This is a genomic window from Synechococcus sp. H55.2 (assembly GCF_047462495.1).
Classification (GTDB): domain Bacteria; phylum Cyanobacteriota; class Cyanobacteriia; order Thermostichales; family Thermostichaceae; genus Thermostichus.
In genome coordinates, this window is the sequence record NZ_JANSJH010000026.1 from 1 (window position 1) to 26,780 (window position 26,780).

Annotated in this window: 27 protein-coding genes and 1 pseudogene; 9 read left to right on the top strand and 19 right to left on the bottom strand. The window is 60.4% G+C overall.

Annotated elements, in window-relative coordinates:
- Positions 1–133: 133 nt before the first annotated feature.
- Genes NW844_RS05015 through NW844_RS05025 form a run of 3 tightly spaced genes read right to left on the bottom strand, consistent with a single transcriptional unit; the run spans position 134 to position 1,879 of the window.
- On the bottom strand, positions 134–1,105 hold the full coding sequence (locus tag NW844_RS05015; RefSeq protein WP_414334019.1) for a putative 2-dehydropantoate 2-reductase: 972 nt from the start codon (positions 1,103–1,105) through the stop codon (positions 134–136).
- Between the two features lie 47 nt (positions 1,106–1,152).
- On the bottom strand, positions 1,153–1,701 hold the full coding sequence (gene pyrR, locus NW844_RS05020) for a bifunctional pyr operon transcriptional regulator/uracil phosphoribosyltransferase PyrR (RefSeq protein ID WP_414334020.1): 549 nt from the start codon (positions 1,699–1,701) through the stop codon (positions 1,153–1,155).
- Entirely contained in the window at positions 1,679–1,879 is a 201-nt protein-coding gene (locus NW844_RS05025; RefSeq protein WP_414334022.1) for a helix-turn-helix domain-containing protein, read from the bottom strand. The genes pyrR and NW844_RS05025 overlap by 23 nt, the downstream gene beginning before the upstream one ends.
- 204 nt (positions 1,880–2,083) lie before the next feature.
- Here NW844_RS05025 and NW844_RS05030 point away from each other — a divergent pair, with 204 nt between their 5' ends.
- Positions 2,084–2,569, top strand: a complete 486-nt coding sequence (locus NW844_RS05030) for a DUF3531 family protein (RefSeq protein WP_414334024.1) — start codon at positions 2,084–2,086, stop codon at positions 2,567–2,569.
- Between the two features lie 3 nt (positions 2,570–2,572).
- Here NW844_RS05030 and NW844_RS05035 read toward each other — a convergent pair whose 3' ends face one another.
- Together NW844_RS05035 and lptC are read right to left on the bottom strand one after the other, a co-directional pair.
- Positions 2,573–4,237 carry a sulfatase gene (locus NW844_RS05035; protein ID WP_414334026.1) on the bottom strand — a complete coding sequence of 555 codons (1,665 nt, stop codon included), beginning with the start codon at positions 4,235–4,237 and terminating at the stop codon, positions 2,573–2,575.
- A gap of 82 nt (positions 4,238–4,319) precedes the next feature.
- The gene (lptC, locus tag NW844_RS05040; RefSeq protein WP_414334027.1) at positions 4,320–5,321 is read right to left on the bottom strand and encodes an LPS export ABC transporter periplasmic protein LptC; all 1,002 of its coding nucleotides are present in this window, start codon (positions 5,319–5,321) and stop codon (positions 4,320–4,322) included.
- A 115-nt stretch (positions 5,322–5,436) separates the two neighbouring features.
- Here lptC and NW844_RS05045 point away from each other — a divergent pair, with 115 nt between their 5' ends.
- The 3 genes from NW844_RS05045 to NW844_RS05055 are packed head-to-tail and all read left to right on the top strand — an operon-like array spanning position 5,437 to position 9,485.
- The gene (locus NW844_RS05045; protein WP_414334029.1) at positions 5,437–6,294 is read left to right on the top strand and encodes a branched-chain amino acid ABC transporter permease; all 858 of its coding nucleotides are present in this window, start codon (positions 5,437–5,439) and stop codon (positions 6,292–6,294) included.
- Positions 6,294–7,253 carry a branched-chain amino acid ABC transporter permease gene (locus tag NW844_RS05050; RefSeq protein WP_414334031.1) on the top strand — a complete coding sequence of 320 codons (960 nt, stop codon included), beginning with the start codon at positions 6,294–6,296 and terminating at the stop codon, positions 7,251–7,253. Before NW844_RS05045 ends, NW844_RS05050 begins: the two co-directional genes overlap by 1 nt.
- Positions 7,254–7,310: 57 nt before the next feature.
- The gene (locus NW844_RS05055) at positions 7,311–9,485 is read left to right on the top strand and encodes an RNA degradosome polyphosphate kinase (protein WP_414334033.1); all 2,175 of its coding nucleotides are present in this window, start codon (positions 7,311–7,313) and stop codon (positions 9,483–9,485) included.
- Positions 9,486–9,510: 25 nt separating this feature from the next.
- Here NW844_RS05055 and NW844_RS05060 read toward each other — a convergent pair whose 3' ends face one another.
- Positions 9,511–10,089: a DoxX family protein gene (locus NW844_RS05060; protein ID WP_414334035.1), complete on the bottom strand. Its 579-nt coding sequence runs from the start codon at positions 10,087–10,089 to the stop codon at positions 9,511–9,513.
- A gap of 282 nt (positions 10,090–10,371) precedes the next feature.
- Between NW844_RS05060 and NW844_RS05065 the strand changes: the two genes are divergently transcribed.
- Positions 10,372–11,361, top strand: coding sequence for a GntR family transcriptional regulator (locus NW844_RS05065; RefSeq protein WP_414334036.1), 990 nt, complete (start codon positions 10,372–10,374; stop codon positions 11,359–11,361).
- 140 nt (positions 11,362–11,501) lie between these two features.
- Positions 11,502–11,936, top strand: coding sequence for a hypothetical protein (locus NW844_RS05070; protein ID WP_414334038.1), 435 nt, complete (start codon positions 11,502–11,504; stop codon positions 11,934–11,936).
- 42 nt (positions 11,937–11,978) lie between these two features.
- Here NW844_RS05070 and ribB read toward each other — a convergent pair.
- The 13 genes and pseudogenes from ribB to NW844_RS05135 all read right to left on the bottom strand — a co-directional run.
- Positions 11,979–13,127: pseudogene (gene ribB / locus NW844_RS05075) on the bottom strand (3,4-dihydroxy-2-butanone-4-phosphate synthase); the annotation flags it as partial.
- Positions 13,128–13,250: 123 nt separating this feature from the next.
- Positions 13,251–14,408 (bottom strand): molybdopterin-synthase adenylyltransferase MoeB, encoded by a 1,158-nt coding sequence (gene moeB / locus NW844_RS05080; protein ID WP_414334040.1) that lies wholly within the window; start codon positions 14,406–14,408, stop codon positions 13,251–13,253.
- A 2-nt stretch (positions 14,409–14,410) separates the two neighbouring features.
- Entirely contained in the window at positions 14,411–14,692 is a 282-nt protein-coding gene (locus NW844_RS05085) for a MoaD/ThiS family protein (protein ID WP_414334041.1), read from the bottom strand.
- A gap of 223 nt (positions 14,693–14,915) precedes the next feature.
- The gene (locus tag NW844_RS05090) at positions 14,916–15,404 is read right to left on the bottom strand and encodes a M67 family metallopeptidase (RefSeq protein WP_414334043.1); all 489 of its coding nucleotides are present in this window, start codon (positions 15,402–15,404) and stop codon (positions 14,916–14,918) included.
- A 149-nt stretch (positions 15,405–15,553) separates the two neighbouring features.
- Positions 15,554–15,835, bottom strand: a complete 282-nt coding sequence (locus tag NW844_RS05095; RefSeq protein WP_414334045.1) for a DUF6464 family protein — start codon at positions 15,833–15,835, stop codon at positions 15,554–15,556.
- A gap of 121 nt (positions 15,836–15,956) precedes the next feature.
- Positions 15,957–17,417, bottom strand: coding sequence for an argininosuccinate lyase (gene argH, locus NW844_RS05100; protein WP_414334047.1), 1,461 nt, complete (start codon positions 17,415–17,417; stop codon positions 15,957–15,959).
- An 86-nt stretch (positions 17,418–17,503) separates the two neighbouring features.
- Positions 17,504–17,722, bottom strand: coding sequence for a hypothetical protein (locus tag NW844_RS05105; RefSeq protein ID WP_414334049.1), 219 nt, complete (start codon positions 17,720–17,722; stop codon positions 17,504–17,506).
- 86 nt (positions 17,723–17,808) lie between these two features.
- A complete protein-coding gene (locus NW844_RS05110) occupies positions 17,809–19,449 on the bottom strand; it encodes a PP2C family protein-serine/threonine phosphatase (protein ID WP_414334051.1) in 1,641 nt (546 codons plus the stop codon).
- Between the two features lie 101 nt (positions 19,450–19,550).
- Positions 19,551–20,729, bottom strand: a complete 1,179-nt coding sequence (locus NW844_RS05115) for a glycosyltransferase family 4 protein (RefSeq protein ID WP_414334052.1) — start codon at positions 20,727–20,729, stop codon at positions 19,551–19,553.
- A 112-nt stretch (positions 20,730–20,841) separates the two neighbouring features.
- Positions 20,842–22,272 carry an MFS transporter gene (locus tag NW844_RS05120; protein ID WP_414334053.1) on the bottom strand — a complete coding sequence of 477 codons (1,431 nt, stop codon included), beginning with the start codon at positions 22,270–22,272 and terminating at the stop codon, positions 20,842–20,844.
- A gap of 257 nt (positions 22,273–22,529) precedes the next feature.
- Entirely contained in the window at positions 22,530–22,874 is a 345-nt protein-coding gene (locus tag NW844_RS05125; RefSeq protein ID WP_414334055.1) for an MgPME-cyclase complex family protein, read from the bottom strand.
- Between the two features lie 84 nt (positions 22,875–22,958).
- Complete coding sequence (locus tag NW844_RS05130) at positions 22,959–23,405, bottom strand: hypothetical protein (protein WP_414334056.1); 447 nt, start codon at positions 23,403–23,405, stop codon at positions 22,959–22,961.
- 291 nt (positions 23,406–23,696) lie between these two features.
- Entirely contained in the window at positions 23,697–24,815 is a 1,119-nt protein-coding gene (locus NW844_RS05135; protein ID WP_414334057.1) for a class I SAM-dependent methyltransferase, read from the bottom strand.
- Positions 24,816–25,068: 253 nt separating this feature from the next.
- Here NW844_RS05135 and NW844_RS05140 point away from each other — a divergent pair, with 253 nt between their 5' ends.
- From NW844_RS05140 to psbZ, 3 genes are all read left to right on the top strand, one after another.
- Positions 25,069–25,725, top strand: coding sequence for a response regulator (locus NW844_RS05140; RefSeq protein WP_414334058.1), 657 nt, complete (start codon positions 25,069–25,071; stop codon positions 25,723–25,725).
- Positions 25,725–26,405, top strand: a complete 681-nt coding sequence (locus NW844_RS05145) for a queuosine precursor transporter (protein WP_414334059.1) — start codon at positions 25,725–25,727, stop codon at positions 26,403–26,405. The genes NW844_RS05140 and NW844_RS05145 overlap by 1 nt, the downstream gene beginning before the upstream one ends.
- Positions 26,406–26,589: 184 nt before the next feature.
- A complete protein-coding gene (gene psbZ / locus NW844_RS05150) occupies positions 26,590–26,775 on the top strand; it encodes a photosystem II reaction center protein PsbZ (RefSeq protein ID WP_414334060.1) in 186 nt (61 codons plus the stop codon).
- Positions 26,776–26,780 lie beyond the last annotated feature (5 nt).

A 26,780-nucleotide genomic window follows, 5' to 3' on the forward strand; every position in this document is an offset into this window, starting at 1 on the left:
AGCTCAAGGTGTCTGCTTCGCAAGCCGTGAAGCTAGAGGCAACCTTGTCGGCTTTGCGGAGCGCTTAAGCCCGCTCCGTACCGCTGAGCGGTCGGAGTCGGGTAGTTTACAGGCGCCGCTGATCTTGAAAAACTCAAGCCTGCTGAGCGACAGGGATCCCTCGATTCAGGCGATCCAACACCTGCAACTGCCGGTGGAGCATTTCCACCCGCGGCAAGTGGATCCCGGCTTGTCGGGCATAGCGCAGTGGGTTGCCAAAGATTGCCTGCAGTTCCAGAGGACGTTTGCGCTCGTAGTCGATCTTCATGCTGGTGCGGTAGGGAGCCATCTTCTCGGTGTTGGTGAGCATTTCTGGGATCAGGGAATCGGGAAGCAGGCGATCACAGGCCGCCGCTCCCTGGATCACCTCCTGCATCAGCGTTTCCGCCAAAGCACGAGCCTCAGGGTCGCGGATCATCTGCTGCGTGTCGGCGTTGAACACCACCGAGAGGCCGTTGAAGGGAATGTTCCAGACCAACTTTTGCCAGCGGGCCAACATCAGATCCGGAGAGAGTGTGGTGGGGATCCCTGCCCGTTGAAAATCGGCTTGAACTTGTTGAAGACGGGGCGTGATCCCTTGGGGGGCATAGTTAGGGCCGTATTCTGCCAGCAGCACCGACCCATAGTCCAGATGATGAATGTGGCCGGGGCCAACCTTGTTGGAGCTGATGAAACACAGGCCCCCCATGACCCGTTCAGGGCCGACGCACTCGGCAACCTCCGGCTCCGCCCCCAGCCCATTTTGCAGCACGATCACCACGCCATTCTCGGCCAACACGGGCGGGAGCAACTGCGGCAGCAGGTGATTTTGGGTGGCTTTCAAAGCCACGATCACCCCTTCGCAAGGGGGCATGTCCTCTACTGCTGCGTAGGCATTCACCTGCGGCAAATGAAAATCCCCCCAGCAGGACTGCACCCACAAGCCGTTTTGGCGAACATAGTCATAGTCGCTGTGCAGCAGAAAATGCACCGCAAAGCCTGCCTGTTGCAATTTCGCCCCATAAAATCCCCCCAGGGCGCCCGTGCCCAAAACAGCGTAACGGCGGGTCTCCGGCAACCAAGACATAGCGGTGAGTTGCGGCAGATCATCCCCAAAATACCCCAAGCACCAGCTTAGGGATCGCTCTTTGCTGTTTGGTCTATCAACAACACCCGCTCTTCTGCATCGGTTTCCCGCAGATGAACCCTCACCCTTTGCTCAGGTTCCGTGGGAAGCTGGTAACCGCAGTAATCCGGTTGGATGGGGAACTGGCGGTGACCACGGTCGATCAGCACGGCCAAGCGCACCCGTTCCGGTCGCCCAAAGTGATGCAGGGCTTCCAGAGCCGCGCGGACGGTGCGACCGCGAAAGATAACATCGTCCACCAGCACCACCTCCTGGCCAGTCAGATCCCGGGGCATCTCGCTGCGATCGGGGGTGCGCAGCCCGCCGGCGCCCAGGTCGTCTCGGAAAAAGGTAATGTCCAGCTCCCCGACCTGGGGCGGGATCCCCAGTCGAGCGGCAATCCGATCCCGCAGGCGGTAGGCCAAGGGGACTCCGCGAGTGCGAATGCCGATCAGAGTGAGCTTCTGGGGGTGGGGGTGATCCCTGGCGATCGCTGCTGCCAGGCTCTCGATCAGCCCGGCCACCTGCTGCGCATCAAAGACTTCGATCGTAGACATGGATCCCGGTCGCTCCCTCACCGATCGCAGATCTGGTCTGTAGAAGGCTCTGACGCGAAGCAACCCAGTCTTTGAGTTCGCGCAAAGCGTAGTGATACCCGCCTCTGCATGTTGCAAGCCACTCCAGCAGTTGGGCTTGCTGTGTGGCATCTGGGCAGATTCGGTAGGTGTAGTGCATGGTCAATATGGGGTCGTTTTACCACAACCGGAGTGGGGTGGTAAATGCTTGCTTCGGGGGCATTGAAAGCAAGCAGCGAGACTCCATGTATCCCGGCGCTGTAGCTTGCTTCCCGCAGGGTTGCTACGCATACAGCGCGGGACTTATGTTCTCGCGCTCTTGGCAGTTAAGATCAAGGGCTAGGCCGCAGCAGAGGAGCTGTCCATGCAAGTGGAGTTTCGCGAGTGCGATCCGGGAAATCTCTGGATCTGGTTTGAGTTTGCCGAGCCGCCGGTCGAAGCTGAGCTGGAGTACCTCAACGAGGTGCTGGAATCGTGGTATGTGCTGGGCAAGTTGGGAGGATTCAACGCCGAGCGCCTGGTGGCCCAAGAGGCGGAGGTGGATCTGAGCTATTTGGAGTACCCCAGCGACTCGGATCCTCTGCCCTCTCTAATGCACAACATGGGATCCCTAGAGGAAAAGGACAACTGGGCCCGCTGCTGGTTTGATCTGGGCACTGCCGATGCCTTGGCGCTGGACGTGTTGATCAACGCCTTGCGCACCCTTAGCCTCGAGTACATCCACCTCAGCCGCGTCATTATCGGCGGGCAAAACGAGGACTGGCCGACAGCGGATCCCGAGGAGGCGGATGACTACGATTTAAACGGCTATGTGCGGGATCATGTGGGGGAAGCAGGAGAGCTGGAATAGCCTCTACTCCAGGTAGCCCAGCTCTTGCATCTGCCGTACCAAGTCTGCATCGCTTTCCACATTTACCTTGCGAGGAGCCGTGCTGGGCCGGCGCGACTCTGCCCAGTCCAGCCACTGCCTCAAGGCTTGCCGCAGGCGGGTCAGCCAAGTTTGGGGGGAAAGGGAAGGGCTACCAGGCTCAGAAGGGATCCCGGCCAAGAGCAGATCCCGCAGTTCCGCCGGATCCTGCTCCAGGTTGTAGAGGCTGGGGCGATCTCCGGTTTGGATCAGCTTGGTCACCCCTTCGTAGAGGGCTCGGCGGGTGTCGTAACAGGCGCGCGCCTGCAGCAGGCTGTCGTTGCGGTTTTCCATGGCCCGCAGGAGAAGGTGGGGCGGGAAGGCCTCGCTGAGCACCACCCCCTGCTCCGGATCCTCACCGGCCAGGGTGCGGGTCAGGCTGAGGCGGGCGATCTCGCGGCGAAGCTTGAGGCTGATACGGGGGGCGCCGTTGGCTAGAGAAAGGCTGGGGCGGAAGCCGGCAGCTTCCAAGAGAGTATGAAAGAGGCGGCGGGTGGAAACGGGGGTGGCCACGCGCTTTCCTGCCGGAAAATAGCCGGGGTAATGCAGGATCAGGGGGACGCGGATTAGCTCTTCGTAAACCACAAAAGCATGGCCGACGAAGTCGTGCTCCCCCAAGCCTTCGCCGTGATCCGCGACGATAGCCACCAGAGTGTTCTGCTCCAGGCCGGTGTGGCGCAGGGTGGCGAAGACGGATCCCAGCAGGTGATCCTGGTAGGCCACCTCGGCATCGTAGATGTCCCTGAGCACCTGCGCTTGCAGGGGAGAAAGCGGCTGCGGCAGGGGCGCCATCCAGCGGTAGGGCTGGGCGTTGTACTGGCGCAAAAAGTCGCGCGCCTCGCGGTTGGTCTTGAAGTAGGGGGCGTATTTCTGCACAAAGGGCTCCGGCGGCCAGTAGGGCAGGTGGGGCTCCATTAGGTTGACGAAGCAAAAGAAAGGCGGTGCTCCGGCAGGGCGGCGGGCTATCTGCTGCAGGTAGCGGTTCAGGTCGGCGATGGAGGCAGCCGTGTTGCCCTTAAAGTTCATCAGGCGGGTCCAGAGGGAGGCAAACCAGGGGTGCAGCGCCAACTGAAAAAGGGTGTCGGAGCGGGCAAAGGCATTTTGCACCGGGTAGGAGAGACGGCGCCAAAACTGGGTGTAGGCGGCCAGCCAGCGGTTGAGGGGAGCCGGCAGAGGGTTGCCTTCGGGAGGGCGGGTGGGTAGGGCCCCGCCGTAGTTGTAGAAGGTGTCGAAGCCCCGCCGCAGGCCGTTTTTCAGGATCCCGACCAGGGGGTTGTTGCAAAAGCCCACGGTGGTGTAGCCGCCCAGCTTCAACAGCTCCGCCAGAGTGGGTAGAGCAGGGCTCAGCTCCAGGTCTGCCTGAACGGTTTGGTGGGTGCTGGGGTATTCCCCCGTAAACAGGGAGGCGTGGGAGGGGATCGTCCACTGGGCGGGGGCGATGGCCCGCTCGAAGAGGGTGGACTCGGCGGCCAGCCGATCCAGGTTGGGGCTGGTGGGCACTTGGCGGGCCCGCTCTTCCTCTGACCAGTAGCAGGAAAGGCGATCCGCCCGCTGGGTATCCAGCACGATTAACAGAATGTTGGGGCGTTCCCCCCAGGCGGTCTCTGCCATTGCTGAACTCCTCACCACAACCCACCCAACACGGTTCTTAAACTATCTTGACATGCTCTTGTTGGCCCTTTGTCGCCGGCTCCTAGGGCAAAGTGAGCCGGGTTTGGCTGTTGCCTTGGATCCGGGCGGTGTTGGCCTGCCAATCCAGGATCCCTTGGTCACCGCTCACAGTCAGGGCTTGTCCAGGCTGGCGGTAGCGCACATTGCCCAGGGCTTGCAGTTGGGTGGAGCCGATGCGCCAGCGGATCTCTTGGGCTTCCAGCTCTTGGCCGGTCTGCAGGGATCCCGTTCCGCCAACGGGAACGGCTTTGGCTTTCACGTTGCCCAGCAGGCGCAGCTCGGTCAGGGGCAGCGGGGCCCGCAATTGCTCGCCGCTGAGGCGCACCCTTTGCTGGGGGGCATCCACCTCGACTGCTCCCAACGCCTGCACCTCGCCGGCACCAAAGTTCCAGAGCAAGCGGCTGGCGGTCAGCTCCAGCTCCGGATCGCGATACTTGGCCCGCACCGGTTGGCTTGGATCCCAATTCTCCAGTTGCATCTGGGCCTGGCCAAAGTCGATGCGCAAACGATCCCCCCACAGGGATCCCTGGCCGTCCAACAGCTCCACCTGTACCTGGCCCTCGGCTTCGAGGAGGCGCTGTTCCGGCAGCCACTGCAGCCGCTCTGCCTGCAGGTGCAGGTTGTCCCGCTCCGATTCCACCACCACTTGGCCCGTCAATTCCAGCCGCCGCTCGCCAGGATAGGCGGATCCCCGCTCGGCCCGGAGGCGAATGGCGCGATCGTCTGCGTCGAAAAACTCTCCCTCGATAGACTGCAAATGGGCGGATCCCAACTGTACGGGAGTGGAGCCGTTTTCTGGGGGGGACTCGTATTCGGCCAGGCGCGCCCGCAAGCGCCAGAGCAGGCCACCGTCAGGTTTGGCCTGGGTGAGAGTGATGTTTTCGTAGATTAACTGGGGGGTGGAGATAGGCTCGCGCGGGACACCTGGATCCCTGCTTGGAGGTGGCTCCGGCCCACCACAGGCAGCGCTCAGCAGGGCCAAAACCACTAGCCAACCTGGGATCCGGGAAGAGTTGGGCTGCATGGATCTCTCTTGCGCGCTTTCTCCTACCCTAGCTCTACCCTGCCGCTGGGCCGGATGGGATCCCGCTCTCGGCAAACCCGTGGCATCATCAGGGCAGAGTATTGCGGGGGCAAGGGTGGCCCAACTGTTGCAGCTTTTTATCTACGGCCTCGTCCTGGGCAGCATCTACGCCCTGGGGGCGATCGGGGTGTCGCTGACGTTCGGCATTTTGCGTTTTGCCAACTTTGCCCACGGGGATCTGATGACCTTGGGGGCCTATTTTGCTCTGACGTTTGTCGGGTTGGGTTGGCCGATTGGGGTGAGCTGGATCCCGGCGGCCTTGGCGACGGCACTTTGCGCGGTGGGGATCGACCAACTGATCTATCGCCGCCTGCGCCGGGAAGCACCGGTGATTTTGCTCATTTCTTCTTTTGGCACGGCCCTGATCTTGCGCAGCTTGGTGCAGATCGTTTGGGGGCCCAACAACCAGGTGTACCGCAGCGGCATCCAGTTGCCCTGGCAGTTGGGGGGGCTGCGCATCAAGCCGGATTGGGTGGTGATTCTGGTGGGAACGGCCTTGCTGGTGGTGGCTCTGCACCTGTTTTTGCAGCGCACGCGGGTGGGCAAAGCGATGCGGGCCATGGCCGACAATTTTGACTTGGCCAAGGTGACCGGCATTGAGACGGAGCGGATCATCCTCTGGACTTGGGCCATCGGCGCCGCCTTGGCCTGTGTGGCGGGCATCTTCCTGGGCCTGGATACGCGGCTGCACCCCACCATGGGCTGGCGGCTGTTGTTGCCCGTTTTTGCGGCAGCCATTCTCGGCGGCATTGGCCGTCCCTATGGAGCCATTGCTGGGGGGCTGGTAATTGGCCTGGCGGAGGAGTTCTCGACTTTAGCGATCAATCCGGCTTACAAAACAGGGGTAGCCTTCGCCATTTTGGTGCTGATGCTGATCTTCCGGCCCACAGGGCTATTGGGGGGGCGGGCCTGATGTTGAGCTACGCCATCTTCTTTTTGGTTTTGGTGGGGATCTACGGCGTGCTGGTGCTGGGCCTCAATATCCAGTGGGGCTATGCCGGCATGTTCAACATCGGCGTGGGGGCCTTTTTTGCTGTGGGGGCCTACGCCAGCGCCATAGCCACGACGCCGCCCACCCCTGAACATCTGGGCGGGTTCAATCTGCCGTTCTGGGTGGGCTTTGCCATAGCAGTAGCCGCCGCCGGTGCGATCGCCTTCTTGATTGGCTTGATCACCCTGAAGCTGCGCTCCGACTATTTGGCTATTGCCACCATCGGCATTGCCGAGATCATCAGCCAAATCCTGAGGAACGAGGGCTGGCTGACCAACGGGGTGCGCGGCATCACCCGCATTCCGCGGCCCTTTCGCGGCTGGATCCCAGGGCAGGATACGCTGCTCTACTTGGGCTTGGTGCTGCTGGTCTTGGCGGTGGTTTACTGGCTGAGTGAGCGGGCCTATCGCTCCCCCTGGGGACGGGTGCTGCGGGCCATCCGCGAGGATGAGCCGGCAACCCTGGCCGCCGGCAAAGATGTCCTCCAGTTTCGCCTGCAGGCGTTTGTGCTGGGATCCATGCTGATGGGGCTGGCGGGGGCGCTCTATGCCCACTTTGTCAATTTCATCAGCCCGGAAGCCTTCCAGCCGGAGTTTGCCACCTTTATCGTCTGGGTGATGTTGATCGCGGGGGGCAGCGGCAACAATCGCGGCGCCCTGCTGGGGGTGCTGGCCATTTGGGGGGTGTGGTCGGGCAGCGAGTGGTTGACCAACCGTCTGCCGCCCCAGTGGGCCACCCGGGCCGGTCCCTTGCGCATTTTGTTGATCGGGATCCTGCTGCAGGTAATTCTGCTTACCCGCTCCCAAGGGCTGTTGCCAGAACGCCCGCCCAAGCCTGTTTTGGACACTTCCGCCTCCTCCAAGCAGAACCCAGCAGGATAGGATTGGGTCGGCTCCAGCCGTTGTTGACGCTTTGAGACAACCCAGATCTCGGCCACCATGACTCCGCGCTCCAAGGAAACGGACTCCTCCTTGTCGCCCCGCAACCCCGATGCGACAGGTTGCCCCCCCAATGCTGGCCAGCCAGGGATCCCGACTGCGCCCATCCAGGAGGGCTATGCCTTGCCGGAGCACTACTTCAACCGGGAGCTGAGCTGGATTGAGTTCAACGCCCGGGTTTTGCACGAGGCCCTGGACGAGCGCACCCCCCTCTTGGAGCGGCTGAAGTTCCTCGCTATTTTCGAAAGCAACCTGGACGAGTTCTTTATGGTGCGGGTGGCGGTGATTCGCCGTCAGTTGGAAACAGGCGTGCTGCTGCCGACCCCCGATGGCCTCACGCCGCAGCAGCAGTTGCGGCAGATTTCCCAGCACCTGCGCCCCCTGATTCAAAAGGTACACGAGTGTTTTCGGCAGGAATTGGTGCCTAAGCTGGCGGAACAAGGCATTCACATCCGCGATTTTTCTGAGCTGGCCGAGCCGGAGCGGCAGGAGCTGCGGGAGTATTTCGACCAACGGTTGTTTCCCGTGCTCACTCCCTTGGCGGTGGATCCGGGCCATCCTTTCCCCTACATCTCCAACCTCAGCCTCAGCTTGGCGGTGGTGGTGCGGGATCCGGAAACCGGCAGGGAACACTTTGCCCGCATCAAGGTGCCCAGCACCCTGCCTCGCTTTGTGCCGCTGCGGGACGGGGTAAGCTTTGTGCCGCTGGAGCAGGTGATTGCCCACCATCTGGAAGCGCTGTTCGTGGGCATGGAAGTGCTGGAGTACTACCCCTTCCGCATCACCCGCGGTGCCGATCTGGAAATCCAAGAGGACGAAGCCGACGATCTGCTCGCGGCCATTCAAGAAGAGCTGCGCAAGCGCCGCTTCGGCTCGGTGGTGCGCATGGAGATTGCCAAGTCCATGCCGTCTGCCATTCGACAGCGGCTCTGCGAAGAGCTGCGCCTCGACAGCGACTCCGTGTACGAGGTGGATGGCCTTTTGAGCATGGGGGGGGTGATGGCTTTTCTCAGCCTGGATCGACCCGATTTAAAAGATCCTCCCTGGGGGCCCGTCACGCCGCCTCGCCTGCGTACCGCTTCGGTGAGCGACGAGCCGGTGGATATCTTCTCCGTCATCCGGGAAGGGGATCTGCTGGTGCATCACCCCTACGACTCCTTTGCTGCCAGTGTGGAACGGTTTCTGGAGGAGGCGGCCAACGATCCGCAGGTGCTCACCATTAAGCAAACCCTCTACCGCACCTCTGGCGATTCGTCGGTGGTGGGATCCCTCATCCAGGCTGCCGAAAACGGCAAGCAGGTGGCCGCTCTGGTGGAGCTGAAGGCCCGTTTCGACGAAGAAAACAACATCCTCTGGGCCAAGAAGCTGGAAAAAGCCGGGGTGCACGTGGCCTATGGCCTGCCAGGGCTGAAGATCCACTGCAAGTTGGCCCTGGTGGTGCGGGAAGAGGGGGGATCCCTGCGGCGCTATGTCCACATCGGCACCGGCAACTACAACCCCAAGACCGCCCGTATCTACACCGATCTGGGCCTGTTCACCTGCAACGAGACCCTCTGCAACGATGTAACCGAGTTGTTTAACCTGCTAACCGGCTACTCGCGGCAGCGGCACTTCCGCAAGCTGCTGGTGGCCCCCCGTACCTTGCGCCAGGGCATGGAAGCCTTGATCCGGCGAGAGATGCGCCATGCCCAGGCAGGACGCCAAGGGCGCATCATCGTCAAGGTCAACTCCCTCACCGACCCACGCATGATCCAAGTGCTCTACGAGGCTAGCCAGGCAGGGGTGGAGATTGATCTCATTGTGCGCGGCATGTGCTGCCTAAAACCAGGGATCCCGGGCCTGAGCGAGCGCATCCGCGTTATCAGCATCATCGGGCGCTTTTTGGAGCACTCCCGCATCTTCTACTTCTACAACGACGGCCAGGAAGAGTACTTCATCGGCAGCGCCGACTACATGACCCGCAACCTGGATCGCCGCGTCGAGGTGGTGACCCCTGTAGAGGATCCCCTGTTGCAGCAAGAGCTGAAGGCGATCTTGGAGATTTGTCTGACGGATAACCGGCAGGCCTGGGAGCTGCGCCCCGATGGCACCTATGTGCAGCGGCAGCCTAGGCCGGGAGAGCCGGTGCGCTCCACCCACCAACGCCTGATGGAGCGAGCCGCCAGCCGCCTTTAGCCCTCACCCCCGTCCCTGAGTTGGCTCAGGAGCGAGGGGTTTCGGCGGCTTCAGCCTCTTGATCCCCCAGCGCAATTACCTTCTCAGTGGCCTGCAACGAAGACTCCAGGCTCTCCAACTTTTGTCGGCTGGAGCGGTTCAGCCCCGCCTCAATACCGTTCGCCAAGAGCTGATCCAAAGAGAACCAGCCGCCGCCATTCACCGCAAAGGCCAAGAAGATGGCCGCGTAGATAGCCGATAGCTCCAGATAAGGAACGCTGAAGCCGGCCACCTTGATGTGGTGGAACATGGCCACCGCCATCGTGGCGAACAAACCCAACGCCGCCGCGCGGGTCAACAAACCCACTGCCACCAGCGGAGCTGCGATCAGTTCAGTATAGGCAGCTACATAAGCAAAAAAGATCGGGAAAGGCAACCCGATCACTTCTACATAAGCCGTTGCAAACCCCTCGATATCAGCCAGTTTGTCGAGGCCGTTGTGAATCATGAATAGCCCTGCCACCACCCGCAAGACGGTCCACGCCACTTGAGACCAGCGCGGGGCTACGCTGTCGTGACGCAAAACTGAGACGAACAGCACGGGAAAGCGCTGAGTGAGTGCCATAAGATGAAACCTGCAATGCAAAGATGCTAACTATTGTAACGATTCTAAATTTCTGTAACAAGGCCAGGGCGGGATCCCCCGCCTTGGAATGCAGAGGCCGGATCCTCGGCCATCGGGTTGGGGGGGGCGCGGCAACAGAGGGGATCCCTGTGCCCGTCTGGACAAAGCTCGCCAGAGCAGTTCTCGAGTGCCTATCCTTAGGGGTGTTGGTGCAATTCTTTTGGCAAAAGTCCCGTGTCTTTGGGTCTCTCTAACAACTAGGTTCGTTTCTTCAGGCGGGCCATGATGCGCATTTCTATTCAGCCGGAGAGCGGGATCCCTGGCTCTGTCCAGCTCTTCAACTTACTCTGTTTTGGCATTGCCTGCGGGCAATTTCCTCCCGGCTATCGCCTGCCCAGCACCCGTCAGTTGGCCATGCAGACGGGCCTGCACCGCAACACCATCCACAAGGTTTACCACCAACTGGAGGCCATGGGTCTGGTGGAAACGCGCGCTGGATCTGGCATTTACGTCAGCGGCTCCGCCCGCCAGGCGGTTAACCGCTCTTGTAGTCTGGGCGAAAACCTGGATCGATCCCAACAAGCCCTGCAGCAGGTGCGCCAGGGCATCGATCAGCTTCAGCAACAGGGCTTTTCTCTGGAGCAGGTGCGGGATCTGCTGCTGGCGGAGATCGACTGGCGGTTGCGCTGCAGTGCCCAAGTGCTGGTGTGCGTGCCCAATCGGGATCTGGGCACAGGACAACTGATGGCCCAACAAATCCAACAGACTTTGGGCATCCGGGTGCAGTTGGTGCCCCTAGAGGATCTGGCCGCCGTGCTGGATCAAATCCATTCCGGCACTGTGGTGACGCTCCACTATTTTCTCAGCGCCGTCGAGGCCATTGCCCAGCCGCGGGGGGCCCGTGTTCTCCCGGTGGAGGTATCTGACTACGCCCGCGAAATTGCCCTGATTCGCCAATTGCCTCCCCACGCCTGTCTAGGGCTGGTGAGCATCAGCACCGCCCTCCTGGAAGTTGCCGAGGTGATTGTCCACAGCCTGCGGGGAGACCTGCTGGTGCTGACGGCGGTGATTTCCGATGCCGAGCGGGTGGGATCCCTGATCCGCCGCGCCCACACCCTCATCTGCGACGAGGCCAGCTACCCCACCCTGCGCGCCCTAGTGCGCCAAGCCCGACCCGACCTGATCCGCACGCCCCACCTGGTCTGCGCCGCCCCCCACATCGGAGAAGCAGCCATGGCCGAGCTGCGACGGGAATTGGGCCAGATCCCGTGAGGAGCAAGGGCGAGAAAACTCCTTAAGTCTTGTTGCAGGCAGGCCATTTCGCGGATGACGGGCTGTGCAATGGTGTGCTTAAGTGGAAATACGGTAAAAGCCACCCTAATCTGATCCATCGCTAGTCAGTCTTTACACGTATGGTGATCCTCGACTACGCCGCCGCCGATCGCGACCATGTGGCGGTGACACGGGAAGGTTTCTGGGAAGCCATCCGCTTTCAGGGCCATTTTTACGTCTTTAACCGCAGCTTTTCTCGGCTGCAGGACGCCATCGACAGTTGCCGCTACGACATGGATCGCGGCTCCCTGATCAGCATTGTGGTGGTGCGATCCCAGAGCTACGAGGTGTGGTCGCAGGTGGGATCCGACATTCCCGTCTTGCCAAAGCCCCTCTTGAGCCCCACGGCCAGGGACTCTGTCTTGCCAGCGCGCCTGGCTCCATCTTTGCCCAAACGTCCTTCCTGGTCGTTCTGGCCTTGGGGATGCAAGGCTTATGGGGTCGAGGACGAACCGGCTGCACCGCGGCCCCTGTTCCACCACACCGCCCGGCCCTACAACGCTCTACAGGCTTAAGCCGGAATGGGTCGCGTTTTCTAGAGAACAGGATGGCTGCACGTGCAAATTGAGATCCGGCTCTTCCACCAGCAAGGGCACCCGCTCGGCCACTTCCAGGCCAAATCCTTTCAAGCCGCTGATGTGGCGAGAGGTGTTGCTGATCAAGCGCATTTGGCGCACCCCCACATCGCGTAGGATCTGGGCGCCAATGCCGTAATCCCGCAGATCCATCGCTGCCGGCGGCGCGGTTTCAGCTAGCCCCAGATCCTGCAGGGCATAGGACTGAATTTGCTGGATGAGGCTAAGCTCCTGCTCTTGCCGGCGCAGGTACACCAGCACCCCCTTGCCCTGGTGGTCGATCATCTTCAGGGCGGCGGTCAATTGGCGGCGGCAGTCGCAGCGCAGGGATCCCAGCGCATCCCCCAGGGGGCATTCCACATGCACGCGCACCAGGACGGGCTCGGCGGCAAATTGGGTCGGATCCCCCTTCACCAGCGCCAGGTGCTCCACCTGGTTGAGGCTGTCGCGGTAGCCGTAGACCTGAAACCGGCCAAACTCCGTCGGCAAGGTGGCAGTAGCCCCCCGATGCACCAGCCGTTCGGTGCGCAAGCGGTACTCGATCAGATGGGCGATGGTGATGATCTTCAAATTATGCTGGTGGGCGAACTCGACCAACTGGGGCAGGCGGGCCATCGAGCCATCCGGGTTTTGGATCTCGCAGATCACCCCTGCCGGGTACAGCCCGGCCAGCAGCGCCAGATCCACCGCCGCTTCTGTGTGGCCGGCCCGTTTGAGCACCCCGCCTTCCCGCGCCCGCAGCGGAAAGACATGCCCAGGGCGACGCAGATCTTCCGGCCGCGTATGGGGGTGGATGGCCGCCTGGATGGTGCGGGAGCGATCGGCGGCGGAAATGCCCGTCGAAACCCCTAACTCTGGCCCGGCGTCGATGCTGACGGTAAAGGCAGTCTGGTTGCTGTCGGTGTTTTGCCCCACCATCAGCGGGATCTTCAGCTCGTCCAGACGGGATCCCTGCATGGCTAGACAAATGAGGCCGCGCCCGTGGGTGGCCATGAAGTTGATCACCTCTGGCGTGGCAAACTGGGCAGCACAGATCAGATCCCCTTCGTTTTCCCGATTTTCGTCATCGACCACGATGACCATGCGGCCACACTTGAGGTCTTCCAGGGCTTCGGGGATGGAGTGAAAGATGGTTTCTGTCTCTGCCGGCAAAGTGGCACTCATGGAAAAAGGGACGCAAAAGGGAGATATTGGGCACAGCCGGCTCTGGGCAGCGGAGCCATCATATCCTGGACCAGGGATCCGGAAGTTGTCTCAGTACTTGGGAATCGAGGGATCGTAAGCCTCAGCCCAGGCGAGGATGCCACCGCGTAGATTTTTCCCCGCGATCCCAGCAGTTTGTAGGATCTTCAAGGCCTTAGCCGAGCGCACTCCACTCTTGCAGTGGACGATCAGCTCCGAGCCATTGAGCAGCTTGCGCACCTGCTCCACCCCATCGCCATTTTCGATTTGCGGCAACGGGATCAGGTGGGCGCCAGGGATCCGACCGATCTCCCACTCGTTGGGGTTGCGCACGTCGATCAACACAAAATCTTTGCCGGCATCCATCCGCGCCTTCAGCTCGGCCACACTGATCTCCGGGATCTCCGCTTGGCTGGCTTGCGCTTGCGGGATTCCGCAGAACTGCTCGTAGTCGATAAGTTGAGTGATGGGCGGGGTGGCGGGGTTTTTGCGCAGCTTTAGCTCGCGGAAGCTCATTTTTAGAGCATCGTAGAGCAGCAGCCGCCCGCTCAGGGTCGTGCCGATGCCCAACAGGATCTTCACAGTCTCCGTAGCTTGAATGAGGCCGATGATGCCGGGCAGGATCCCCAGCACTCCCCCCTCGGCACAGGAAGGCACCAATCCTGGCGGGGGTGGCTCGGGGTAGAGATCGCGGTAGTTGGGCCCATCCTCGTAGTTGAAGACCGTCGCCTGCCCTTCAAAGCGGAAGATCGAGCCGTAGACATTGGGCTTGCCCGTCAGCACACAGGCATCGTTGACCAGGTAGCGGGTGGGGAAATTATCGGTACCGTCCACGATCACGTCGTAGTTGGCAAACAGCTCCAGGGCGTTGTGGGCCTTCAGAGCGGTGTTGTAAACGTCCACCTGGCAATAGGGGTTGATCTCCAGGATGCGGTTCTTGGCCGATTCCACCTTGGGCTTGCCCACCCAGGAAGTGCCGTGGATCACCTGCCGCTGCAGGTTCGACACGTCCACCACATCGAAATCGACGATGCCGATCCGCCCCACGCCGGCTGCCGCCAAGTACAGCAACAGGGGTGAGCCGAGGCCGCCTGTGCCGATGCAGAGCACCTTGCCCGCTTTCAGCCGCTTTTGTCCTTCCAGGCCCACCTCCGGCAGGATCAAATGGCGAGAAAACCGCTCCATCTCCTCGCGGGAGAGGCTGACTTGGCTGGTGTCCAGGTTCAGCATGGTCAAAGCCCTCCGGCAATAGCAGGAACAATGCTGATGACGGCTTGTTCTCCCACGGGGGTGTTGTCGCCTTGGGTCAAAGTGCGCACGTCCTCGTCATTGAGGTAAACGTTGACGAAATTGCGCAGCTTGCCGTCCTCGGTGTAGAGGTGGCGCTTCAGTTCGCCGTAGCGGGCGATGAGGTTGCGCATCACTTCGCCGACGTTGCTGCCCTCGATCTCAACAGCTTCCAGGTTGTCGGTGTAGGGGCGCAGGGGGGCGGGGATTAAGATTTTGGTTGCCATGGGAGTTCAGGGAAGGATTCTAGCGATCTCTGGTTCATTTTTGAGGTTCCGAGCCGATCTGGCGGACCTACCTGCTTGCAGTTATGTCACCTCTCCAGTTCAGACTACCGCTTTTCCGGCACCACTCACTCTCTCCACACCGGCTTGTCCAACCGGGATCGCAACGGAACTCAGCCCCAGATCTCACCTCAAGCTAGAAGATCAGGGCCACCGACGCCCGGCCCTAGCCGGCCAAAACTGGCAGCGCGGCAAGGGCCGCATCTTCCAAAATTTGCATCGGCTCCCGCTGGGGTTGCTCCTGCTCATCCAAAACCCAACTGACCACCTCTTCTGCTTTGCCCTCGCGCACACTGACGATCACACAGGAAAAGCCCCAAGGAAAGGCGTGCTGCCGATCGAACTCCGAGGGAATAGCCGCATGGTTGGGGTGAGAGTGATAGGTGCCCAGGATCCCCAACCCTCTGCGCACAGCATGGTCGTTGGCCCGCTTGAAAACTGCCGGCTCGATCAAGAAGCGGCGGCGGCTGGATTCTCCGTCTGCTAAGGGGTTTTCAGCTTGATCCCAGGTGTTGGCCGCCGGCCACAGCTCGTGGACGATCTTATCCGATCCTTTGAGCTCGCCAATTAAAATGCCGCAGCCCTCGTAGGGAAAGGCCTGCTCGCCCTGCTGGCGGATGGCGCGAAGGTGCTCTGCCGAGAGGTGAAGGGCCATGAATCTCGCTTTTGTCGATGGAGTTACCGTTCTTTTATTGTGGCACAAATTGGCCGGGGATCCCTCAACTTGGCTACAGCGGGGTCCTCGACTCGACGCAGCTTGGGGGAGCGCGGCCCGATGGTGCCGACGCCAGCGGTCGGATCCCTCTAATGGAGCGACTCTAGAGTTGGAGCGGGTTTTGGAGCCGCGGCATAGTGGGGGCAGCCCTGGCACGGCCCCCGTGGATTGACGGCGCAGCGCAACCAAGCCGAGTGGGCGCTGAAAACACAGGTGGGATCCCCCAGAGGGGGGCCCAACTCCCCAGCTCGTTGACGGCGCAGCAGCACCACTTGTCGTCGCCAGTCCTGCAAAAATCGGCTGTAGGCGCGTTCTCGCCAGCGACGCTTGGCCGCATTTTCGAGGATATGGGCGGTGAGGTTATCCAACATGAAACGGTCACCCAGAGCAGAGGCCAACAAGCTGGGAATTGTGTTGGAGCGGCTCAGAACCTCAGGATGGCACACCCTGGCGAGGAAAACCCAAACATTGCCAATTCTCGTTGAGATAAGTTTAAATTTGTAGCGTTCCTTCCGAGGGCCCTGGCTGCTGGTGGCGGGCCTGGGCCTGTTGTAGGGCTTCCCGTACTACGGCAAAGCCCGTTCCTCCGGCGCTGCGCCGCGCCGCCACCACCTGGCGGGGATCGATGGCCGCCGCAATGTCCTCCTCAAAAGCCGGGTGGAAAGTTTTCCAGCGCTCCAAGGGCAGATCCTTTAGCAGGATCCCCTCTGCCAAACAAATGCGCACGATCTGGCCCACCAGGTCATGGGCAGCGCGAAAGGGGATCCCTTTGCGCACCAAGTAGTCGGCCACATCGGTGGCGTTGGAGAAATCCTCCTGCACAGCAGCGGCCATGCGCTCAGGCTGAAATTGGATCCCTTCCCGCAGCAGGATGGTCATCGCCTCCAGGCAGGCTTTTAAGGTCTCGACCGTATCGAATAGCCCCTCTTTGTCTTCTTGGAGATCTTTGTTGTAGGCCAGCGGCAGCCCCTTCAAGGTGACCAGCAAAGCTTGGAGATGGCCAAACACCCGCCCCGCCTTGCCGCGCACCAATTCCGGCACATCGGGGTTTTTCTTCTGGGGCATGAGGCTGGAGCCGGTGGCACAGGCATCGGTGAGGACGACAAAGCCGAACTCCTGCGAGGCCCAGAGGACAAGCTCTTCCGAGAGGCGACTGAGGTGAACCAAAATCAAGCTGGCGGCGGTGTGAAACTCCACCATGTAGTCGCGGTCGCTGACGGCATCCAAGCTGTTGGTGCTGATGCGCTCAAATCCCAGCAGATGGGCAGTGAGCTGCCGATCGATGGGCAGGGAAGTGCCGGCCAAGGCCCCGGAGCCGAGGGGACAGACATTCACCTCTTCCCGCACCCGCCCCAGCCGTTGCCAGTCTCGCCAGAGCATTTCTTCATAGGCCAAAAGGTGGTGGGCCAGGCTGATCGGCTGAGCCCGTTGCAGATGGGTGTAGCCGGGCAGGATCGTCTCCAGATGCTGCTCGGCCAAGTCCAGCAAGACTCCCCGCAGCTCCCAGAGGGCCTGCCGCAGGTGATCGATGTGATCCCGCAGATAGAGGCGCAGATCGGTAGCCACTTGGTCGTTGCGGGAGCGCCCCGTGTGCAGTTTTTTGCCCACCTCCCCCACCAAGGCCACCAAACGGCGCTCGACGGCATAGTGGACATCCTCGGCCTCTGGATCGGGACGGAAGGTGCCGGCAGCCGCTTCCTGTTGGATCTGCTCCAGCCCCTGCCGGATCTGGTCGGCCTCTGGCCGGGTCAGAATGCCGCAAGCGGCCAACATCTGCACATGAGCCAGGGATCCGGCCACATCGTAGGGCAAAAGGCGGATGTCGAAGCCGATGCTGGCGTTGAAGCGGGCGATGGCAGGATGCAGGGATCCCTCAAAGCGCTGGCTCCAGGGGCGTGGGGTAACCGTCGCTGTCGGCTCAGAACTGGGAGAATGGGGAGAAGGATTGACCACCGCTGCAGTTGTGGAAAAAATACAAAAATCAAGAACCGACGGCTAAAACCCCGCCGCCTCAGGCCAACTGGATCCGGCCAGAGCAACTAGTGGGAGCTGGTGATGCTCTTGAGCATATAGCCCACCACGATCCCTATCAAAAGCGCCCAAATTTGGCCCGACTCCACAAAGCCATTCCAACCCTTGCGGATATCGCCCAGTACATCCTGCCGGAACACCTGCCCGACCATCATTTTTGTCTGGAAAGCAGCAGGAGCCGGCAAGTAAACCGAAGTGGTTTCAGACCCAGAGGAAGAGAAGTTCATGGCTATGCCTAAGGTGTAGATAACCGGGAAGCAGGGGAGCCAGCCCTGTACTAGCTAGAGCGTACCCTGAGTTCGAACTTTTTTAGCTATTTTGGCTCAGAGTCGGGCAACACCTTCAACACCACCAGTGTGGTATCGTCCACAGGCTCAGGCCGCAGGGAAATCTCATCTTGCAATAGCAGCTCTGGATCGTCCGGCGGCAACAGGGTCAGAGGAGGGGATCCCTGGCGACCTCGGAAAGCATCCATCTGCTCAAACAAGCTCTCCAAGATGTCTTCGGGGGAGTCGTAGCGACAGGCAGCATGCTGGATGGCATCCATGAGCCCAGAGGTTTCCAAGCGCTCCCCGCGGCTGTTGGCAGCCTCGGTGTAGCCGTCGGTGTAGTACACCACCACATCTCCGGGTTGCAGTTGCACGCAGCTTTCCGAGTAGTGGCTGTTTTCCTCCAAGCCGATCAGCGCCCCTTCTGTGTCCAGGGGTTGAATCTCGCGGGTGCGGGCCTGCCACCACAGGGTAGGGTTGTGGGCCGCGTTGCTAAAGCAAAGGCGATGGGAGTGGGGATCGTACTCTGAATAAAACAGGCTGATGAAGCGATTGGAGTGCTCCAGGTCGCTGTACATGGCCCGGTTCAGATGTTGCAGAACGCGGGCTGGGGAATGACGGTTGAGAGCTTCTGCCCGCACCATGGCTCGGGTCATGCTCATCAACAGGCCGGCGGGCACCCCTTTGCCCATCACATCCCCAATGACGATGGCCAGCTTTTCAGATGAGGGTGGAGAGGCAGCCGGATCTGATTTTTCTGGAATCTTGATGAAATCGTAGTAGTCGCCTCCCACTTTGCTGGCCACACGGCAACGAGCTGCCAGGCGAATGCCTTTGACTTGCGGGTACTCCTGCGGTAGCAATTGAGCCTGGATGTAAGAGCCGATCTCCATTTCTTTTTCTAGGGCCACTTTGCGGCGCAAGGCTGCCGTCAAGCGGTCGTTTTCGATGGCCACGCCTGCCTGATCGGCGACCAGGCGCAACAGTTGTTGGCGGCGTTCATCCCAGTGGTAGCCGGGCTGACGGCTGAAGACGTACAAGCGACCCTGGACAGAGTTGCGGATCAACAAGGGCGTGCCGAAGAGGCGCACATCCGGCCCTAAGCTCTGGCGAAACCGCTCGTCCAACAGGTGTTCGAGGGCAGGGATTTTGACGGACAGGGATCCCTCCGTCTTGAGCATGGGCTCCTGAGCCGAGAGGGTTTGGGCAATCTGCTCCATCTCAGCCCGAATCTGTTCGCGGTGGTGGAGATCCGAGCAATGCAGTTGATCCAACTGAATGGTGCCGTTGGGGTTGAACAAAACCAGGGCTCCGCCTTCGGCATCGGTCAGTTGGCTGGCCACAAAAGCCGTCAGCTCCAGGATCTGATTCAAGTTGTTAAAGGAGCGGAGGGCAAAGGCTAACCACGCCAGCAAATACTGCATCCGATACTGGTCTCTCCCCATTGCCACCCGATCCGGCATTGCAGGGGCAGGCACAATGGCAGGCTTGACCTCCGGCAGCTCCACCTCATCAGACGTAACGCCAACCGGATCCGGGCTGGCCTGAGCTGAGCGTAAGTCGCCCGAGTTCTCCAGGGAGGGAACTGGAGGATTGGGGGGCAAATCCTGGCCAAGCAAAGGCTCCGACCACGAGGAGCCGGATAGCTGTGCCGAAACGGCCTTTTGGGGGCTGTGAGCATCCATCGGGAAGGCTGGCGTTAATCCCTTGGAAACGTAACGAAACAGCTTAGCAAAAATATCACAAGCTCTACACAAAAGTTCTGCCTCGCTTTCGACTTCCTCCTTTAGGCCCGGCGATGCTGACGGGATCCCTGGCACAGCTCCCGGTAGAGCTGTTCCACCCGACTGATGTTGTGGCTGAGGGTATAGCGTTCCAGCACCCGCCGGCGGGCCTTCATCCCCAGCAGTTGGGTAAACTCCCGTTGATCCCGCAGCAAAGGCAGCAGGGTTTGCAGCTCCGCCGTCACCCGTGTCGGATCCAACAGGATCCCGGCTCCATCCGCCAAAACCTCGCCATCGGCGCCCACATCGGTGGCCACCGCCGCCAGCCCGCAGGCCATCGCCTCCAGCAAGGACAAAGAGAGCCCCTCGATCAAAGAGGGCAAAACAAACACATCGGCCCCGCGCAAGATCTCGATGCGCTGCTGCTCGTCGGCAATATACCCCAGCCAGTGGATCCCATGTTGAAGGGTATAGAAGGGCTTGAGGGTGTTGAGCAACGGCCCATCCCCCACAATCAGCAGACCGCACTTCTCCCCCATCTGGGAGTGTTTCCAAGCCTTGAGCAGGGCTTCCAGGTTTTTCTCCGGCGAGACCCGCCCCAGATAGACAAAGATCCGCTCCAGTCCCAACCGCTGTTTGAGGGTTGAAGGCCCAGGCGAATACTTGTCCACATCCACGCCATTGGGAATGACCACCACCTGCTGGGGACGCACCCCCAGTTTGACCAAGATCTCCCGTTGCGTCTCTGAGAAGACAATGGTGCGGTGATAATTGGCCAGACAAGGGGCGTAGAGTTGATAGGCCAAGTATTGGGTGCGGGAGGCGATGTTGCGCCGCCGCCGGTCGAAGGCCGGGTGAAAAGTGGCCACCAGCGGCTGGTTAAGCTCCGCACAGATCTCCGGCAGCACGAAGTCAATGGGAGAAATCGTCAAGGAGGCATGTACCAGATCCGGCTGCAGTTCCCTGAGGGCCTGGGTGAGCACCCGCTTGGCGTTGGGGGCCGGGATCGTGTAGATTTGCGACTTATACAGACAGGGGAGGGAAACGTCGCGGCGATCCAGCTCTGCCCGCCAGCCTTCACCTCCACGAGAGCCGGGATCCCAAGTGGGCGGTTGGCCGTCGTTGGTGAAGTGAAAAAAGCTCACTTGATGTCCCCGATCCAACAGGCCGTTGGTCACCTCACGGCTGTAGGTGACATTGCCACAGAAAGGTGTTTTCTTGCCTATCCAGGCGATGTGCATGGGCGGATCCCCGCAAAGGCAAAGCGCTGAACTGCAAGGAGGGTCTCGACTTTTGAGCCTCTACAAGAGTAGCAGAGTTAGCTGCTGCCTTGGCCCCAGCTTTGAGAGGGTTTCACCGGCCTTCTCTGCCCAATAGGCTCCAGGTGTACAGCCCCGCCAGAGCGGCCAGAGCAGACAGGCCTAAAAACATCCCGGAAAGGCCAAAGTAGGTTTCCGCCAACCCCGTCAAGACCAGAGGCAAACTGAGGGCGATATTGGCCACATTGTTCTGGAGCCCAAAAATCTTGCCTCGCAGATGATCTGGCGTTTCCTCCTGGATCAAGGTTTGCATCGGCACCGCCACCAAAGCCCCGCCACAGCCTAACAGAGCAATCCAGCCCAAGCTGAGCAACAACCAGTGGGTCGTCCAAGATAGGGCTGCCAGAGACCCACAGAGCAGCAGGGATCCCAGCCCGCTCCAGGCGCGGCAGCTCACCCGGCGGCCCGCATGCCCCACCCAAAAGGCGCCGATCCCCATGCCCAGGCCGGCAGCGGCCAACAACACCCCAAACTGATCCGGCTTCAGCTCCGGCATCACTTCGGCCATGCGCACCGCCAAAACGGCCAGTGCCGCAAACAGCGAGTAGAGCACCACCACCTGCAGCAGAGCAGCCCGGATCAGGGGCATCTGGCCGACATATTGCAAGCCCAACTGGAGATCTTCCCAAAGGTGGGGGGCTTCCCAAGGCTGGGGCTCCAGCTTCTCGTGGGGTTGTAGCAGCAACAGCAGGGATCCGGCCAAGAGGTAGGCTCCCCCCACCAACAGCTCCGGCCCCACCTCCCAGCCCGGCAACCAATGGCGCACCCAATGATCCGCCAGGGTTAACAGCGGTTCCCCCACAGCAAAGCCAACAATCAGCGAAGCCATCATCGTGGTGGTGTAGAGGGAATTGGCCGCCAGCAGCTCTCGCTTCGGCAGGATCAAGGGCAAAATCGCCTGTTCAGCAGGAGCAAAAAACTGGGTCAGGGTCGAGACGGCAAGGCTCACCAGCAACAGCCCGACAAACCCCAAGGGGATCCCCGGCCAAAGGTCGCGCCCGGCGGTGAGCCAGAGCAGCAGCGGCAACAGCAACACCAGGATCCCGCGCGCCAGGTTGGAGAGCACCAACACCCCTTTTTTTAGCCAGCGATCCACAAATACCCCTGCCAGGCTGCCCAGTAGCATCGCCGGCAGCGTAAAAGTCAGCATGATGGCCGAGACCCAACCGCTAATAGAGGCTCCTTCTGGCTGAAACTTGCGGGCAATCAACCCAATCAGCAGCACCAACAACACTTTGTCCGCCAACTGCGAACACACCTGCCCCGTCCACAGCAGCAGAAAATTGCGTCGGCGCAGCACAGCAACAAAGTTTCTCAGGCCCGGCTCAGATAAACCTTGATTTTCCTCTTCTTTTTGGGGATCCTCGGGAAGTGGATCTGGTGAGGGATCCCCAGAGGAGCACTCCGGCGAGCTCAGGGTGGGGCTTGCTGTCGGCTCAGGCAAGAGAGCTTCTGACTTCAGCACCCAAGTTGGCGCTGATGCAGGCTGGAAATCCCGAAGGCAGGAGTTGGGGTGGCAGACCTCTGCCCCTCCTTCCGGCCTGTTCCATTGTTGCTCCAAAGTCATAAAGTCATAGTGCTCCGCGGCTGACCTGCCCATTTCCCCGACGTCGGCCCCACAACGGAGGATCCCGTCAGCCAAGAAGGGCAGGTATGGGGTGCCCCGATCTTATCCTGGCCTGCCCTCCCCTCAACCCATTCAAATCTTAGGAATCGGCAGGCTTACCCTTTGTCGGCAGATAAGGAGCGCAAGGGATCCGGGATCGACTCGCTAGGAGCCACGAAGCTGCCCATTTCTACAAAAGTCAGGCGCACCTTCAGCCAGCGAATGAAATCCTCGTTGGTTGAGACCACTGCCCCCAGTGGGCCGCTCAGCTTGTCCCGCAAAGGCTTCAACGGTGGGGCTTCCATAAAAGCCGGCTGCGGCACCCAGAAGAAATCGACAGGGCGGCGGCGCTCCTCGTAGTGTCGGCGACGCTCCTCCAGCACCTCTTCCAGGGGCTCAGAACGTAAGAAAGACAGGCTGGCAACGACAAAGTGATAGGTCATCGGCTCGACAACAGACATAAAGTTGCTATGAAGCTGCTAACGATAGAGGCTAGGGCCGGACATCCACGGCTAAGAGGGACCCTTCCCTGCAGGCCCTCTCCCTCAGAAATGGGCAGATTTAAGCAGATGCGGGGCCGGATCGCGGGAGCTACAGAGGAGCCGACAGTCTTCCAACTGCCGCAGGACGGGCAGCCGCGCCATCACTTCTTCAGGCGGCATGGCGTGTTCGGAAGCCTGTTTGAGGGTGGGCAGAGCCTGGGCTGCCCATTCCCGAGCCCAGGTAGTGGACTCAACTGTTTCCTTCTGCTCCAACAGCTCTTGGCAAAGGGCGATTGAGCGCTCCAGGTCACCACTACCCTGATAGGCCATGACCAGAGCCACACGAGCCAAAGCGCAGTCTTCCGGATTTGCCCTAGAGCCATTGCGCTCTTGCTTCTCTTGGATTGAGCAGCAGTAGCAGAACGACTCGAGAAGATTGATCGCCTCCAGGTAGCGCTCCTGCTTGAGAGCAGTGATGCCGGCGCGGAGGGATCCATGGGGGTGGGACATGAGCCTAAGCGGAAGAAAAGAGTTTAGACGGACTTGCGCCCAAGGGTTATCCAGTTCAACCCGTCTTCTTATCCAAGGTTTCGTGTCTAAAACTACTATACACCCTCTGGACAAGTGACCGCCGATTTACCAGCTAGCGCCGTAGGGCCCCACCTTGCAAGGCGGGGATTAGAAGCTGATATCTTGCCTGCTGGGATGGCCTTGTGCCGTCCCTCCCTGGAGGGGCACGGGTGGTCAACCGCCTTAAAAACCCAAGCTAGCTGCAGGCGGCGGGTTCCCCTAGAAGGGTGCTCAACTTTTGCGGGCCAAGGTGTAGGCGCTGACGTAGTGGGTTTCTCGGCGCAACACTTCACAGCCCGCCTGCTGCAGGCGCGCCCCCAGATCGTCGCGGATGTAGTCCCGGTAGTAGGGTTCGTGGAAGGTTTGCGCAAAAGCTTCCATCGTCTCCTCCAGCTCCGGCGAGTCCAGCAGTTGCACCGAGTCGCAAATGACGATCACGCCCCCCGGCTTCACCACGCGGCTCATCTCGTTGATGACATTTTGGCGGGCTGGGCCGGGCAGCTCGTGGAAGAGAAACACGCTGACAACCGCATCAAAGGTGGCGTCGGCGTAGGGCATGGCCTCGGCGTTGGCGCGGATGAGCTGCGGCAGCTCCCCCGGCAGCTCTTGCAACAGCCGGTTGGCCTTGCGCAGGTAGGCAGGGGAAAGATCCAAACCATACAGCGCGGCTTTGGGCAGGGATCCCCGCAGCAGGCGCAGCGTGCGCCCGGTGCCACAAGCTACATCGAGAATGTGGGGAGCCGACAGGGCGGGATCGAGAGCATCTTTGAGCAGGCGGATCACCCGCCGCCGCATCGCATCTGCCGTGCCACCAAACAGCAGTTCCACCTGCAGGTCGTAGAGCTCAGCCGAGCTGTCGCTCAGGTAGCCGTTGGTTTGGTAATGAAAATTTTGCAGGTAGTATTTTGGATAGCCTTCTGTGGAGATGTCCTGAGAAAACTCTTGGTAGCGCTTGCTGTGTACCCGCTGAGTGATCTGCGGCAGATCCAGCCATACCTGCGGGTAGTAGCGGGCAAAGTCCAGCCAGGGGTTGTCGAAAAGAAGCGCGTGAGGGTAATAACCTGCCTCGGCATCTTGCCAATCGACCTGGAGCAGCCGTTCGTAACGAGCCCGCAACTCTTGCAAAGTAGCTGCGCTGAGCTTCACTCGCTCCCGCGGCGGCAGGGTTTTCCCGGAGGAGAAGCTCTGCAGATCCCTAAGTACCGAGAGCATCAGCTCCGAAGCCTGGGTGGAGAGAGCCTTATGGGCAAAGCCAAAGAGATTTTTACCCCACTGAAAAGTGCGGTAGGCAGCTTCTCCGACTGGAGACGGGATCGGCAGCGACAGCTCGGAGCTCAACTGTAGGCTCATAACCCTGCAAGGTGCGAATGCTTAATGTTTGTTTACGTTAGATTATAGCAAGGCAGCGATGGGAAATCGGCAAGTTCTGGGCCTTGGGAGAGTCGGCGAAGTTGGAGCTGTAGATCGCCAATCACACCCCACTTCCCTAAGAGGGAGAGTACTCTATTGGTGTCCCCGGAAGGACGTCCCCGATGCCCCATGCACTGGAGGAAGGGGCTGAGCAGGTCGAGCAGATGGGAACAGAAAAGGGAGTGCCCCGAGCATGACAGCCAAGACGGTGTTGGTCATTGACGATAGCATCATGATCCGCAAGATGGTGGCCAGCATCTTGGCTGACCAGTTTCAGGTGCTGGAGGCCAAAGATGGCCTAGCGGGCTTGGAGGCTGCCAAAAAACATCACCCCGACCTGATCTTGCTGGATTTTGTCATGCCCAAGATGGACGGCTATGACACATTGCAGGCCATCCGGCAGGAAGAGAGCCTGAAGAATACCCCCGTCATCATCATGTCGGGGATGAAAGAGCAGGTAACAGCCCGCATCCCTGAGCCTTTTGTCGATTTTGACTTCATTGAAAAGCCGTTTGAGGCGGAAGCCCTTCTGGCTCGCATTCAAAAGGCCCTGCAAGTGACCCCGGCGGCTGCGCTGGAGCCCGGATCGGAAACCAACACTCAATTGCTCTTGAACAAGCTCACCGCCATCGAGACGCTGCTCATCCAAGGTACGGAAAACCTCATCCAGCGGGAGGTGGTGACGCGGCTTGCCAGCCTCAACCAGCGCCTGGAGCGTCAGGAATCTTATAGCGCTAACCTGGAAGAGCAGATCCGTAAGCTCACCAGCGAGGTGGAACGGCACAGCCAGGGCCTGGCCCTGATCGTCAGGGAGCTGCGCCATATTCGTAAACTGTTGGGGGGATCCTGATGTCTGAGCGCGCCTATCGGCACCTGGATGCGGTGACGGCCCTGTTCGTGGCCGTGCTGCTGATTTCCAACATCGCCTCCACTAAGATCGTGCTTTTGGGGCCGTTTACCTTCGATGGCGGCACCATCCTCTTTCCCCTCAGCTACATTTTCGGCGACATTCTCACGGAGGTCTACGGCTATGCCCGCTCGCGGCGGGTGATCTGGCTGGGGTTTTTCTCGGCGGCCCTGATGTCGGCGACCTTCATGATCGTGGGATCCCTGCCGGCAGCCCCCGACTGGCCCTATCAGGAAGCCTACAACCAGATCCTCGGCCTCACCCCCCGTATTGTGCTGGCCAGCCTGATTGCCTACTGGAGCGGCAGCTTCGCCAATGCCTACGTGCTGGCGCGCCTGAAGGTGTGGACGCGGGGACGCTGGCTGTGGACGCGCACCATCGGCTCCACCCTGGTGGGCCAAGCGGTGGACACGGGCCTGTTTATTCTCATCGCTTTCTGGGGGGTGTTTCCCGGTCTCGTGAGCCTCATCGTCTCCAACTACGTGTTCAAGTGTGCCGTTGAGGCAGTCTGTACGCCTCTGACCTACGCCATCACCGGCTGGCTGAAGCAGCAAGAACAGGAAGACTACTTTGACGTGGCAACCGACTTCAACCCTTTCCGAATGCAGTCTGTATCCAGATAGTTCATCCATCCAGCGGCTGCCCCGACGGATCTGGCCTTGAGAGGGATCCCAGTTTTGGTATAGTCAGAGCGTTATCTATCTTATCTACCCTGCCGCCGGTGCGCAGCGAGCCGGATCAGGTTGGGCAGACCGGTGTTGTCGGGAGCTTTTATCCAAGACAAGACTTTTGTGAGGGATCCAGACCATGATGCTCATTTTCCAAATTGCTTTGTTGGTGTTGGTGCTGTACAGCTTGCTGCTGGTGGTGGCGGTGCCGGTGCTCTACAGCTCGGCCAGCGACTGGAGCCGGGCCAAGAATGTGATTTTGGTGGGATCCCTGCTCTGGGTGCTGATGGTGATCGGGGTGGGGGTACTCAGTTTCTTTAAGTGATCCTC

Bases quoted from the DNA above. Each gene is read 5' to 3' on its own strand.
- NW844_RS05015 (WP_414334019.1), bottom strand. From the start codon at position 1,105: ATGTCTTGGTTGCCGGAGACCCGCCGTTACGCTGTTTTGGGCACGGGC.
- pyrR (WP_414334020.1), bottom strand. From the start codon at position 1,701: ATGTCTACGATCGAAGTCTTTGATGCGCAGCAGGTGGCCGGGCTGATC.
- NW844_RS05025 (WP_414334022.1), bottom strand. From the start codon at position 1,879: ATGCACTACACCTACCGAATCTGCCCAGATGCCACACAGCAAGCCCAA.
- NW844_RS05030 (WP_414334024.1), top strand. From the start codon at position 2,084: ATGCAAGTGGAGTTTCGCGAGTGCGATCCGGGAAATCTCTGGATCTGG.
- NW844_RS05035 (WP_414334026.1), bottom strand. From the start codon at position 4,237: ATGGCAGAGACCGCCTGGGGGGAACGCCCCAACATTCTGTTAATCGTG.
- lptC (WP_414334027.1), bottom strand. From the start codon at position 5,321: ATGCAGCCCAACTCTTCCCGGATCCCAGGTTGGCTAGTGGTTTTGGCC.
- NW844_RS05050 (WP_414334031.1), top strand. From the start codon at position 6,294: ATGTTGAGCTACGCCATCTTCTTTTTGGTTTTGGTGGGGATCTACGGC.
- NW844_RS05055 (WP_414334033.1), top strand. From the start codon at position 7,311: ATGACTCCGCGCTCCAAGGAAACGGACTCCTCCTTGTCGCCCCGCAAC.
- NW844_RS05060 (WP_414334035.1), bottom strand. From the start codon at position 10,089: ATGGCACTCACTCAGCGCTTTCCCGTGCTGTTCGTCTCAGTTTTGCGT.
- NW844_RS05065 (WP_414334036.1), top strand. From the start codon at position 10,372: ATGATGCGCATTTCTATTCAGCCGGAGAGCGGGATCCCTGGCTCTGTC.
- NW844_RS05070 (WP_414334038.1), top strand. From the start codon at position 11,502: ATGGTGATCCTCGACTACGCCGCCGCCGATCGCGACCATGTGGCGGTG.
- moeB (WP_414334040.1), bottom strand. From the start codon at position 14,408: ATGCTGAACCTGGACACCAGCCAAGTCAGCCTCTCCCGCGAGGAGATG.
- NW844_RS05085 (WP_414334041.1), bottom strand. From the start codon at position 14,692: ATGGCAACCAAAATCTTAATCCCCGCCCCCCTGCGCCCCTACACCGAC.
- NW844_RS05090 (WP_414334043.1), bottom strand. From the start codon at position 15,404: ATGGCCCTTCACCTCTCGGCAGAGCACCTTCGCGCCATCCGCCAGCAG.
- NW844_RS05095 (WP_414334045.1), bottom strand. From the start codon at position 15,835: ATGTTGGATAACCTCACCGCCCATATCCTCGAAAATGCGGCCAAGCGT.
- NW844_RS05105 (WP_414334049.1), bottom strand. From the start codon at position 17,722: ATGAACTTCTCTTCCTCTGGGTCTGAAACCACTTCGGTTTACTTGCCG.
- NW844_RS05110 (WP_414334051.1), bottom strand. From the start codon at position 19,449: ATGGATGCTCACAGCCCCCAAAAGGCCGTTTCGGCACAGCTATCCGGC.
- NW844_RS05115 (WP_414334052.1), bottom strand. From the start codon at position 20,729: ATGCACATCGCCTGGATAGGCAAGAAAACACCTTTCTGTGGCAATGTC.
- NW844_RS05125 (WP_414334055.1), bottom strand. From the start codon at position 22,874: ATGTCTGTTGTCGAGCCGATGACCTATCACTTTGTCGTTGCCAGCCTG.
- NW844_RS05130 (WP_414334056.1), bottom strand. From the start codon at position 23,405: ATGTCCCACCCCCATGGATCCCTCCGCGCCGGCATCACTGCTCTCAAG.
- NW844_RS05135 (WP_414334057.1), bottom strand. From the start codon at position 24,815: ATGAGCCTACAGTTGAGCTCCGAGCTGTCGCTGCCGATCCCGTCTCCA.
- NW844_RS05140 (WP_414334058.1), top strand. From the start codon at position 25,069: ATGACAGCCAAGACGGTGTTGGTCATTGACGATAGCATCATGATCCGC.
- NW844_RS05145 (WP_414334059.1), top strand. From the start codon at position 25,725: ATGTCTGAGCGCGCCTATCGGCACCTGGATGCGGTGACGGCCCTGTTC.
- psbZ (WP_414334060.1), top strand. From the start codon at position 26,590: ATGATGCTCATTTTCCAAATTGCTTTGTTGGTGTTGGTGCTGTACAGC.